Source organism: Gluconacetobacter dulcium (genome assembly GCF_014174165.1).
Classification (GTDB): Bacteria; Pseudomonadota; Alphaproteobacteria; order Acetobacterales; family Acetobacteraceae; genus Gluconacetobacter; species Gluconacetobacter dulcium.
Genome location: NZ_JABEQN010000003.1, coordinates 246642 through 258142 on the forward strand (window position 1 = coordinate 246642; position 11501 = coordinate 258142).

An 11501-nucleotide genomic window follows, 5' to 3' on the forward strand; every position below is an offset into this window, starting at 1 on the left:
TGGAGGGAGGGGACAAACGGCCCCTCTCCGGCGCCACTTCTGCACTGGGCTTCGCGTATATGACCAATCGGAACAGGACTATCGGACGGAGGCATCTTGTCGCGGGGGCCTCCGCCTGCGGCGTCGTCGGCGCATTCGCGGGGGGGCGCCTCGTGCGCGCCCAAACCCCGCAGCCGGCTGCGCCTTCTCCCCCCGCGCAGCCAGCCCCGCTCCCCCGGCGGCGCATCAGGCTTCAGCCCTTCGATCTGCGGGCCGACCAGATCACCGACATCAAGGTCTGTCTGCGCCCCTTTCGCGCCATGGGTCCGCGTTTTGACGTCGAGCATGTGGGGAACAAGCTGGTCTTCCATAATTATGGCCATGGCGGCAGCGGCTGGTCCCTCTCCTGGGGCTCGGCGAGCGTGGTCGTCGAGAAGGTCTCCACCACCCTGCAACGCAAGGTCGCGGTCATCGGCTGTGGCATCATCGGCCTCACCACCGCCCTTACCGCACAACGCGCCGGCTTCGACGTCACGATCTACACGAAAGACCTGCTGCCCCGGACGCGGTCGGTTCGCGCCAACGGCAGTTGGACGCCGGATTCCCGCATTTCCCTGACCGCTCCGGCCGGCCCGGAATTCGCCGACCTGTGGGAAAGAATGGCCCGGATCTCCTGGGCCACCTATCGCGACTATCTCGGCCTGCCCGGCAATCCCGTGGAATTCATAGAACATTTCTCCTTATCCGACCGGCCGTTCGATGCGCCGCATGAGGAAAGGCCCGATGGTCGCACCGGCGATTACGCCTCGACCGGAATGCCCCAGCACGGCTCCGAATTCGCCCGCTATTCGGGTCGCATCAAGGATATCGTCCCGGCGGCTGAAGAACTCACGCCCGCGGAGAGCCCCTTCGCTGCCCCGTACGCCAAGCGCGGTTCGCTCATGCTCTATAATTTCGCCTCCTACGGGCATCTGCTGATGTCGGAATTTTTCCAGGCTGGCGGCCATGTCGTGATCCGGGAGTTCCACGACCCCAGCGAACTGACCTCCCTGCCGGAAAAGGTGATCATCAACTGCCCCGGCTACGCGGCGCGCGACTGGTGGAACGATAAGAGCCTCATCCCCGTCAGGGGGCAGACGGCATGGCTCCCGCCCCGGCCGGACCTGCCATACGGCCTGCATTATCACGGTGCATCGGCCGTCTCGAAAACGGACGGGCTGATGGTTCAGGCCTATGATCTGGATAATGAGGGCGAGATGGGAAGCGTCGGCAATTCCTTCGAACATCCCGACCGTTCCGAGTCGGAAAGAGCGATCAAGGTTCTGGCGGACCTGTTCGCCCGTTCGCCCATTTCGGAAGGGTGAGCCCCATGCCCCGCACGCCATTCGCCCGCCTCATGCGTTCCCGCGTGTTCCATGCAGCGGCCCTGAGCATCGCCTCCGCCTCGCCGCTTCACGCCGCCAGACCTGTTGCCGCTCCCGTTCCGTCCTTCACGGCCGAGCAGGCGCAGCACGGGGCGGATCTCTACCAAACCGCCTGCGCCATGTGCCATGGCGCCGATCTCAACGGCAATTTCCAGACGCCGTCCCTCAAAGGGCGGCTGGTGGCAAACTGGGCGGGAACACCGCTTTCCCGTCTGACAGGCTATATCCAGCGCGCCATGCCGTTAATGGCTCCCGGCACGCTATCGACGGAAGATGCAACCGCGCTGGTCGCGTTTCTTTTGCATGAGAACGGCGCCGCCCCCGGCAAATCGCCCCTGCCGGCCGTGGAAAAACGGCAGGCATTTCTTAAATTTCCTGCCCTTGCGATAGGACCTGACAAGTCCTCTGCCAAATAGGCCGAGAGAAATCCGTCGGCATTCCGCTTTACCGGGGCCGAACAGAATCGTCAGCGCAGGACGGGCGGACCCGCAGATAAAATCGAAAAACCGGTGCCTCGGTCCTGAACCGGGGCAATATCCATCAACCGGCATGAATGGATATTGCCCCGCATCATCCCGCGCGGAAACATCCACCAGATGACAGATCAGGCGAACACCTTGCCGGCTGGCGAAATGCGGGCGGCCGGCCGCATTCCGGTCGGCATGTCAGTCCTGTTCCGCGCATGGTGACGACAATCGCGATCGGTGCGGCGCATCCGTCATCGAATTTGCCCCTTTTCTTCCAAAGGAAAGACCGAGAGGACAGGATAGGACTGCCTTCGTCCGAACCCGCCGGACCTTGAGGCCCAGGCGACAGAGCCGATTGCGTCCGAAGAGTCATTTACGCAGCCGCTGAACAATCCGAGCCGTGACGCGTTATCAGGACACCTATTCCCGGAGTCCCCGCGATGCTGACCCTTCTCGTGATCATCCTGATCATCTTCGCCATCGGTGGTGGCGGCTATGGTGTCCGTTCCGGCTGGTATGGCGGGCCGCGAGGCTCGGGATTCAACGGGCTGGGCCTGTTGCCGATCATCGTGATCATCATCGCCCTGTTCCTGCTTTTCCGCGGTCCGGGAGGGCCATGAGCCGCCCTCCCCGACCCATGTCGCTACCGTGCTCCACACAAAAACCGTTCTTTTAAAATGAATTTCTCGTATCCTGACAGAGGCTTGCCATTGGGTTTCAGGGCCTGACGAGGCACGCTGGCAGGCACCGTCGCCTCGTCCACCCGCGCCAGATTCGTTGCATGCGGAACGGATAGGGACAGATGACGCTCGTCATCGGGACAGGAAAACCATTCGGATGATACGCGGGCGTTGCGGCCGCCACGGGAGGGATCAATGCGGGCGCCGCCGGATGCCGCATCATGAAACGCGTGGGCAGGATGGCGGTCGTGATTATGGAAAACTTTCATCTCATGCCGTTTATTCGGCATACAGGGCCACGTCCCCTCTTCCTCCGATCACCACCTCCCGCGCGCGATCGGACCCAACCGCAGAAATACCCTGCTCATCGTAGTGGGACACAACGATTCTGTGATTCATACAAAATCACAATGGCAGTTCCTGGGGGAACAGAAAATCCGATTGAAATAAAACGGGAATACGAACTCCAGAAAATTGGTGAGTAACGAATAAAAAGAAGCGTTTTACTCGAATCAGTTGGCGGAGCTTTTTTCTGCTCCGCCATTGATGGATGTCTATTGCGGAATATTTTTATCATGAAAGTGAGATTTCATGAGGGCAATAGCGTTCAGAATCCTCTGCAATTGCCAGCCAATCGAGAAGATACGGCAGCCGGTCAGTTGGGCTTGGTCATACCGTCATGCGACGGGGCCATCATCATGCCGTCATGGCTCATCGAATCCTTGGACATCGCATTTTTCTCCATGCCGTGACCGGTGGCATCCGCATGTTTCCCCATGCCGTCTTTGGACATGGTGTTCGGCGCCATCCTGTCGTGCGACATGCCATTCTTGGACATGCCGGCAGGCGCCATCATGTGGTGTGACATGCTATCCTGCGCAACGGCCGCGCCCACGACGGCGATATTGGAACACAGTGCGGCTGCGGCGATGAAATTACGAATGGACATGTAACGTCTCCTGATTGAAAAACACTCTGCGGGGAAGAACAGTTCCACCCCACTGTCCTGTTCTTCGGCCGACGCGGAGCAAAGGTTACAGCGGGCGGATTATTTTACGATCCGCCGAACCAGTCATAGCCCTGGTCCTCCCAATAGCCGCCGGGAAAGCGGTTCGTGACCGAGATCGCCGCCAGGTATTTCGGATTCTTGTAGCCCAGCTTGGTCGGAATACGGATTTTCATCGGGGCGCCATAGGCCGCCGGCAACGCGGTATCGTCGAAATCCAGCACCATGATGGTTTGCGGGTGCAGGGCCGTCGCCATGTCGATGCTGGTCGAATAATCGTCGAAACAGTGAAAATCGACGTATTTCGCCCGCAGGTCGGCCCCGACATGGTGCAGGAATACCGAAAGCGGCACGCCTGACCAGCAACCGATCGCGCTCCAGCCCTCGACGCAGATATGCCGCGTGATCTGGCGCTTCTGCGGCAAGGCACGAAACTGCGCGAGCGACCAGGGACGTCTGTCCGCGACCAGGCCCGAGACTTCCAGACGCCATCCTGCCGGATCGACCGTACGCACGTCCTCCTGCCCGTAATAGGCATTGAACGGGAAAGGGCGCGTGATCCGCGCGGCATCGAACTCGCGCGCCAGACGGTGGCGACTGAACAGCAGCGCCTGCGCGCGGTCGGTCAGGCTCATCACCCGTGCCAGCGCGCGTTCGACCGCCGGCTCGTCATCCAGCGTGCAGCCAGACAACATCGCGAGACCGCCGAGCGATATGGCGCCTTTCAGCATCAGGCGGCGCTCCAGCCGCCGTAATTCCGGCGCGATGGACGCGCGATCCAGGTCCGGCCGCTTCATCGTACGGCCTCCGGATCGTGCGGGGCCGGTCTGCGGCCGAATACCATGCCGAACAGGGTCGAGGGCACGAGCAGGGCCAGCACGACATGAACGACCAGGAACCCCACGATCAGCGCCATCATCGTGAAGTGAATGCGGCGCGCGAGATCGTAGCCGCCGAACAGCCAGCACAGCCATCCAAGCTGCACGGGCTTCCAGATCGACAGGCCCGAGGCCACCGTCAGGCAGGCCACGATCAGTACGCCCGTATAGAGCAGGCGCTGCACCGCATTGTAATGGCCGGGCGTGTGGGAAAGCCGAAAACGCAGTGCCAAACCCATGTCCCGCCCGATGGCACCCATGCCCCGCAGCCGCAGGTCACGCCGGAAATGGCCCGAGACAACACCATAGGTTCCATAGACGATCCCTGCGCCCATCAGTACCCACATGGCCGCGAAATGCCAGGCGATTCCACCGGCGAGCCATCCCCCCAGCGTCAGCCAGGGTGGAAACGTGAAGGGCAGGATGGGCGACGCATTGTAGATCTGCCACCCGCTGCCGATCATGACGAGCATCGACAGCGCGCCGATCCAGTGGGTGATCCTGATGACGCGCGCGGGTGTGCGGCGAGGTCGGGGCATCTGCGGGCCTCCTGGGCGTGATGCCCGTCCCTTCGTCCCGCACCCGCGAATGGTTACAGGCTTTCGTAAAAATATTGTCCGCCGCTGGCTGTAACTGGTGACACCGCCACACCGAAGAACCGGGCGATCCTGTCATCGTGAAGGAGCGCTTTCATGACTTCCCGCCGCCAGTTCTGCCTTGCCTCGGCCGCGTTTCTGCTGGCCGCGCGCGCCGGCCGTGCCGCGCCAGCCTATGCCGTCACACACCCGGACGCGGAGTGGCGCCGCCTGCTGACGCCCGCGCAATACGACGTGCTGCGTCGGGCCGGCACGGAAATGCCGTGGTCCAGTCCGCTTCTGGGCGAGCATCGACCCGGCCGCTTCGCCTGCGTCGGGTGCGATACCGCCGCGTTCGACGCCAGCACCAAATTCGAAAGCGGCACCGGTTGGCCGAGTTTCTACCGTGCCCTGCCCAAGGCCGTGCAGGAGCGCGCCGACAGTTCGCTCGGCATGGATCGGACCGAGGTGCTGTGCGCGACCTGCGGCAGCCATCTCGGCCATGTTTTCGACGACGGCCCGCAGCCTACGGGCCTGCGTTATTGCATGAACGGCGTCGCCCTGTCGTTCCACCCGGCCTGAAAGGACCAGAATCATGAAACGGTCAGGAATACTCGGCGTCTCGCTCGTCGCCATGAGCGTGCTCGGAACGGCGTGCCAGGCGGAGGGAGCAGCGTTCGCCACGCGTCTGCCGCCGCCTGCAGCCGCCGAAGCGCCCGCGACGGCTCACCACGCCACCGCCATCTTCGCCGGTGGATGTTTCTGGGGCGTCCAGAGCGTTTTCCAACATATACGCGGCGTGACCGCGACACGCGCGGGATATGACGGCGGAGCGAAGAATACCGCCGAATACGAAACCGTCGGCGGTGGCGATACGGGGCACGCGGAATCGGTCGCGGTCGATTACGATCCGACGCAGGTCAGTTACGGCACGCTGATGCGCGTCTTCTTCTCCGTCGCGCTGGACCCGACACAGGTGGACAGGCAGTTTCCGGATGTCGGCAGCCAGTATCGTTCCGTCCTGTTCACGCGCACGCCGGAGCAGGCGAATGAGGCGCGCGCCTATATTCAGCAGCTGAATGCCGCGCATGTCTTCGCGCGACCGATCGCGACGCAGATCGTCCCGGATCATGGGTTTTATCCGGCCGAGGATTATCATCAGAACTTCGCGGCGCTTTATCCGGACAATTCCTACATTGCAACATATGATGCCCCTCGGATCGAGGCGCTGAAGATGATATATGGCGGTCTGTATCGCGATCGCCCGATCCTGACGCTTGCCGCGCCCGGCGGAACGTAAGGGCAAGGGCGCCAGGAGCAGGAGCGCGAGTGACGGAAGCCGAATGGAGTCACTGGATGGCGGCCGCCCAGCGGGGTGACGCCAATGCCTATCGGCTTGTGCTCGGCGAGGCCGCCGCATGGCTGAGGCGCTTCTTCCTGCGGCGGCTGCCGCCTTCCATGATCGACGATGCCGTGCAGGACACGTTGCTCGCGGTCCATGAAAAGCGCCACACGTTCGATCCCTCGCAGGGGTTCGGGCCGTGGCTGGCGGCGATCGCACGCCATAAATGGATCGACCGGCTGAGGGCCGAAAACCGGGTGGATATGGTGCCGATCGAAGACGATCTGGCGATTTCCGATCACGAGGACCAGATTACGACGGCCCATGCGCTGGAACGGCTGCTCGGCATGCTGAAGCCCGCGCAGGCCGAGGTCATCCGGCTGGTGAAGCTGCAAGGCCTCAGCATCGGGGAAGCAGCCCGGCGTACCGGACAATCCACCGCCCTGGTCAAGGTCAATATCCATCGCGGGCTGGGGCGGATGAACGACATGGTGATACGAGGTGGTGATGTCGACTGATCCCCTGATCGACCGGCTCGCGACCGACCTGCGTCCCGTCAGGCGGCGGACGCCATGGCGTGATGCGGCCATTCTGCTGGTTCTCGGCGCCATCGAGATCGTCTGGGTGATGACGACGGGCCTGATGCGCCCGGATATGGCGCATGCGATGCATATGCCCAGCTTCTGGTGGAAAACCGCCAGCCTTGCCGCGCTCGCAGCCATCAGCGGCGGGACCGCGCTGCTCTCGTTCAGTCCGCTGCACACGCCGCGACGCGGCCTGCGCATGGTCGGCGCCGTGGCGCTGCTGGCGCTGGGTCTGGGGTGGCTGGTCGATGCCTTGCAGGCTGGTCCCGCCGTCCTGTGGCAGCGGCTGGACCCGGCGCATGGCCTGATCTGCGCGCGCAAGGTCGTGGAACTGTCCCTGCCCGCCGCGCTGGCGCTGGGCCTGCTGGCACGACGCGGCGCACCGGTCGATTCCCATGGCACGGCGTGGGCCGCGGGAATCGCCGCATCCGCCTTCGGTGCGCTCGCCTTCTCACTGGCCTGTCCGTTCGACGATCCGCTCTATCTGGTGGTGTGGTACCTGGCAGCCGGCTGTGTCGTCACCCTTGCGACACGCCTTGTCCTGCCCCTGCTGACGCGGTGGTAGGCAGCGGGCCGTGGCGGACGCGCGTCACGCGCGTGTCCGCAATCCTGTCCTGCGTCTTCGTATCGAAATCGCCGGCATCGTGTCGTTCGTGAAGCTGGAGGGTTCGAAAAACCCCCTGGTTCTGAAGTGTTGGCTGTGATTCCATCTCTTCTGTGATGATTGGGGGAATGGCTGATGAAGCCGGCGGGTTTCTTTGATGTTGACGAACGCCTTGCCCGGTTAAGTGGGCTGGGCGATCAGCTCGAAGCGTTTTCCCGGACTGTGGATTTTGAGGCGTTCCGTCCTGATCTGGACAGGGCTCTGGCCTATGCGGACGGGAGCAAAGGCGGGCGTCCACCCCTTGATCCGGTGCTGATGTTCAAGATCCTGGTGATCCAGACGCTGAACAATCTCTCCGACGAGCGAGCGGAGTATCTGATCAACGACCGACTGTTGCAGGCTTCAGGCCAGATGGGGAGCCTGTGCCTTCATAGCTGGCTGACAATCGAGCTTTCTCAGGATTTCAGGAATCTCCTGGACAGCCGAATATAGATCCTCCAGCGCACATGCCTTGCTGAAAAGCCAGCCCTGGAGGGAGTCGCAGCGCATGTCGAGGAGAATTTTCGCCTGTTGCGCCGTCTCGATGCCTTCTGCGGTAACAGTCTTGCCCAATCCATGAGCGATGTCGATAATGCCGCGCACGATAACATAGTCTTCGGATGAAGTTTCGATATTCGAGACAAAACGGCGGTCGATTTTCAGGCGGTCGATCGGGAACTCCCTCAAATGCGTCAGTGACGCGTAACCCGTACCAAAATCGTCCAGTACCACTTCAACGCCGGCATCGTGCAACTGCTGCAATCCCCGTTCGACCCTCCTCTGGTCGCGGCCCAACAACATGGTTTCGGTGACTTCGACGCTGAACTGCTCGGGGCCAATGCCCGTCTCGGTACATCGGTTGAAGAACCGTTCCAGAAAAACATCCGACCGGAAGTCTGCATTGGTCAGATTGATACCAACCCTTCCAAAGCGAATGCCTCTGGCGCGCATGGTCGCCATATCGACGAACACATGGTCCAGCATATAAAGGCCGAAAATCGCGCATGTGGCCGGATCGGTGAGTGCAATATGAAAATCGGCGGGGCTTACAATGCCGCGCTGGGGATGATGCCACCGGGCAAGGGCCTCGAACGAGATTGCCGGACAAGACGCAGGATAGAGGATCGGCTGATAGAAAAACATGAACTCTTCGGAGCGAAGCCCGATATCGACATCCGATAGAAGCTGGGACTTCCTTTTTACAGCCTGCATGCTTTCATTATTGAATACTTCAACTCGGTCACGCCCGAGCGCCTTGGCGCGATAAAGCGCAATATCGGCGGCCTGTAACAGGCTGGCCGCATCTTTCCCGTGCTGCGGAAAAGCCGCGCAACCCATGCTGGCCGAAGAGTAGCGGGTTATCGACCCGATCGAGATCGGCTCGCGAACGGCATCAAGGATTTTTTCAAAGAGTTCGAGATTTTCAACGCTACGCTCCCGATCGAGAATGATGCCAAATTCATCCCCTCCCAGACGCGCGATAAACACATGATCGTCCATCACGGCACGCAGACGCGATGCAATTACCTTGAGCAGGTAGTCTCCCATTTCGTGGCCGAATGAATCGTTTATTTCCTTAAAGAGGTCAATATCAAGGATAGCCAGATGAAACGTACCTGACTCTTTGCCACTCCGGTTGATCAGATCTTCCATATGTTGAGAAAATAGCCTACGATTCGGAAGATCAGTCAGGAAATCAGTATTCGCGGCTGTTTCAAGATGTTTAATATTGATCTGAAGTTCTTCCTCCAATTCCTTTCTTGTTGTAATATCAAAGCGAATAGCAACGTAACCGTCCACTGTGCCCGCGCCCGCGATGTGTGGAACAATCGTGGTGTCAACCCAATAGAGGGAACCATCTTTCCTTCTGTTGCATATTTCTCCATGCCAGATATGCCCGGCCGTGATTTTCTGATACATCATGCGGAAAAATTCCCGGCGATGTATCCCTGAACGCAGAATCCGGTGGTTAAAGCCGACTAATTCTTCTTTACTATAACCGCTGATTTCACAAAATTTCTTGTTTGCAAACGTAATGGTCCCACGCGCATCCGTCATGACGACAATGGCGGCATTATCAAGCGCATACCGGATGAAGTTTTCTTTCATATCTACAGCCGACGATCATGGACATTTGTACTGACCAGCCTCAATTGATAATTTGTTTTTCTATCAATACCCGACCTGGTTTCAGTCTTGGTCTTGAATGATGCGACCGACTGCGCCAGTTCGTCAGCCATTGTGACCAGATTGTGTGCGGTGGCAGCACTTTCCTCGGCGATGGTCGCATTCTTCAGCGTGGTCTGTTCCAGGCTGCGGATCGCGATTTTTACCTCGTCCAGACCGGCGGACTGCGCCTGCGATGCCGTGGCGATCCTGGAGATGACACCGTTCATGTCGCTGACCTGAGAGGTGATGCGCTGCAAGGCTTCCCCCGCTCGGTGAACCTGCGTCACGCCGGACATCACATCTTCGGCCGCCTTGGTGATCAAACCGGCGATCTCCTTGCCGGCATTTGTCGAACGCTCCGCCAGCGCACGAACCTCGCTGGCGACCACCGCAAAGCCACGGCCGTAATCACCTGCTCTGGCAGCCTCAACGCTTGCATTCAATGACAGAATATTGGTCTGCATGGAAATTTTGTTAATAACGCCGATGATATTCGAGATTTCCTGAGATGATTTTTCGATCCGACTGATCGCCGCGATCGCTTCGGCCACGATCTGGCTGGCCTGCTCGGCGTCCGATTGTGCGGATGCCGCCATATGACGGGCTTTGACCGTCTCTTCGGCCGTTTCGGAAGCGCCTAGGGCAATCTGTGTCACGGCCGCCGACATTTCCTCCTGTGCGGCGGCCTGTTGCTCTGTGGCCTCGGACAGACTGTCAGCACCGTGGCGAATCCCGTCCGCGTTTGCCATGACGTCATGGGTGGACTGTGCGATCCGGCTCATGCTTTCGGCGAGTTGCTGGGCGGATGCATTAAAGCGTTGCTTCAAGGAAGCCGAGTGCTCAGGCAGGACCTCTGTCACCCGATAAGTAAGATCCCCGTCAGCGAGAGAGGTCAGAGCGGCATTGAGCGCAGAGAGAACGGCATGATCGTCGCGCACCCGCCGTTCCTGCTCCGCGCGCAACTTGGCGCGGTCGGCTTCCATGGCTTCCAGATAGAACGATACGGTGAGATCGATTTCCGTCAGAACGGCCTTGCACAAACTGCTCACACTTTCGGCCAGATGCTTCCGCCCGGACGATCTGGAGAACAAACCGACCTGCGCTCCACCATTTTCTTCGATGATGGATCGAATAAGCCGATCAAGAATAATCGTATAGCCTCCTATATACCATTGCGGCGTCAAACCGATGCGGGCATGCACTTCTCCGATGCTGCGGACCTTTGCCACGTAGGCATCATCAAAGCGCGCGGCCAGGACGGCCTGCCAATGCGCCGTCTGGGCCTGTTTGGCCTGATCAATCTTGGCTTCGGAGGCAAAAAACCGGCTGACTTCGGGCGTTCTGCGAATGTGGGCGTAAAGAGCCTCCAGAGCGTCCGGCAAAGCTTTGGCAAGAGGAGCATGAAGAGCGCGCAGGGCATGCAAATCTTCCGCATTCATTCCGATAAAATCGTGTCGACGCTGAATGTCAGCTATGCCACGCTCGTCTCGTTCCACTTCGTTTTTCCAATCTTCTTCATTTTTCGATTGAATATTTCAATCACTCAACTCTCGCTGGTAGTCAGGCTACAGGCTGAATTCCAGCCTTCATCATAAATGCGTACAACGCATAACAGATATGCGTCTTTTTTATTATTACCTATACCGACTCATAATCGGTGGTTTTTGACCTCACGGATCGGCTCCCTTACGAGCGTTTGTTTCATTGAACCGAAAACAGGGTTTTTGACGCATGAGATATGGCTATGCGCGGGT

Annotated in this window: 12 protein-coding genes and 2 pseudogenes; 8 read left to right on the forward strand and 6 right to left on the reverse strand. The window is 59.8% G+C overall.

The window, feature by feature from the left end; all coding sequences use genetic code 11:
* Window positions 1–152: 152 nt before the first annotated feature.
* The 3 genes from HLH25_RS04075 to HLH25_RS04085 all read left to right on the forward strand — a co-directional run bounded on the left by HLH25_RS04075 (window position 153) and on the right by HLH25_RS04085 (window position 2490).
* Window positions 153–1343: an FAD-dependent oxidoreductase gene (locus tag HLH25_RS04075; RefSeq protein ID WP_310889059.1), complete on the forward strand. Its 1191-nt coding sequence runs from the start codon at window positions 153–155 to the stop codon at window positions 1341–1343.
* Window positions 1344–1375: 32 nt separating this feature from the next.
* Entirely contained in the window at window positions 1376–1819 is a 444-nt protein-coding gene (locus HLH25_RS20170) for a c-type cytochrome (RefSeq protein WP_281376813.1), read from the forward strand.
* Between the two features lie 491 nt (window positions 1820–2310).
* Window positions 2311–2490 (forward strand): hypothetical protein, encoded by a 180-nt coding sequence (locus HLH25_RS04085; protein ID WP_182972853.1) that lies wholly within the window; start codon window positions 2311–2313, stop codon window positions 2488–2490.
* Between the two features lie 128 nt (window positions 2491–2618).
* Here the strand turns inward: HLH25_RS04085 and HLH25_RS04090 are convergent.
* The 4 genes and pseudogenes from HLH25_RS04090 to HLH25_RS04105 form a co-directional block, all read right to left on the reverse strand.
* Window positions 2619–2806: pseudogene (locus HLH25_RS04090) on the reverse strand (DUF932 domain-containing protein); the annotation flags it as partial.
* A gap of 399 nt (window positions 2807–3205) precedes the next feature.
* Window positions 3206–3547, reverse strand: a complete 342-nt coding sequence (locus HLH25_RS04095; RefSeq protein WP_310889060.1) for a pentapeptide MXKDX repeat protein — start codon at window positions 3545–3547, stop codon at window positions 3206–3208.
* 56 nt (window positions 3548–3603) lie between these two features.
* Window positions 3604–4353 carry a molybdopterin-dependent oxidoreductase gene (locus HLH25_RS04100; RefSeq protein WP_182972854.1) on the reverse strand — a complete coding sequence of 250 codons (750 nt, stop codon included), beginning with the start codon at window positions 4351–4353 and terminating at the stop codon, window positions 3604–3606.
* Window positions 4350–4973, reverse strand: a complete 624-nt coding sequence (locus HLH25_RS04105; RefSeq protein WP_182972855.1) for a cytochrome b/b6 domain-containing protein — start codon at window positions 4971–4973, stop codon at window positions 4350–4352. Before HLH25_RS04105 ends, HLH25_RS04100 begins: the two co-directional genes overlap by 4 nt.
* 153 nt (window positions 4974–5126) lie before the next feature.
* On the opposite strand from HLH25_RS04105, the gene msrB reads away from it, so the two are divergent.
* From msrB to HLH25_RS04130, 5 genes and pseudogenes are all read left to right on the forward strand, one after another.
* Window positions 5127–5591: a peptide-methionine (R)-S-oxide reductase MsrB gene (msrB, locus tag HLH25_RS04110; RefSeq protein WP_182972856.1), complete on the forward strand. Its 465-nt coding sequence runs from the start codon at window positions 5127–5129 to the stop codon at window positions 5589–5591.
* 13 nt (window positions 5592–5604) lie between these two features.
* Complete coding sequence (gene msrA, locus HLH25_RS04115; protein WP_182972857.1) at window positions 5605–6309, forward strand: peptide-methionine (S)-S-oxide reductase MsrA; 705 nt, start codon at window positions 5605–5607, stop codon at window positions 6307–6309.
* 29 nt (window positions 6310–6338) lie between these two features.
* Complete coding sequence (locus HLH25_RS04120; protein ID WP_310889061.1) at window positions 6339–6869, forward strand: sigma-70 family RNA polymerase sigma factor; 531 nt, start codon at window positions 6339–6341, stop codon at window positions 6867–6869.
* Window positions 6859–7500 carry an NrsF family protein gene (locus HLH25_RS04125; protein ID WP_182972858.1) on the forward strand — a complete coding sequence of 214 codons (642 nt, stop codon included), beginning with the start codon at window positions 6859–6861 and terminating at the stop codon, window positions 7498–7500. The genes HLH25_RS04120 and HLH25_RS04125 overlap by 11 nt, the downstream gene beginning before the upstream one ends.
* 174 nt (window positions 7501–7674) lie before the next feature.
* Window positions 7675–7932 (forward strand): annotated as a pseudogene (locus HLH25_RS04130) (transposase); the annotation flags it as partial.
* Between the two features lie 9 nt (window positions 7933–7941).
* Here HLH25_RS04130 and HLH25_RS04135 read toward each other — a convergent pair.
* Both HLH25_RS04135 and HLH25_RS20635 read right to left on the reverse strand, forming a co-directional pair.
* Complete coding sequence (locus HLH25_RS04135) at window positions 7942–9687, reverse strand: putative bifunctional diguanylate cyclase/phosphodiesterase (RefSeq protein WP_182972859.1); 1746 nt, start codon at window positions 9685–9687, stop codon at window positions 7942–7944.
* 2 nt (window positions 9688–9689) lie between these two features.
* Window positions 9690–11243, reverse strand: a complete 1554-nt coding sequence (locus HLH25_RS20635) for a globin-coupled sensor protein (protein WP_220791672.1) — start codon at window positions 11241–11243, stop codon at window positions 9690–9692.
* Window positions 11244–11501: the final 258 nt, after the last annotated feature.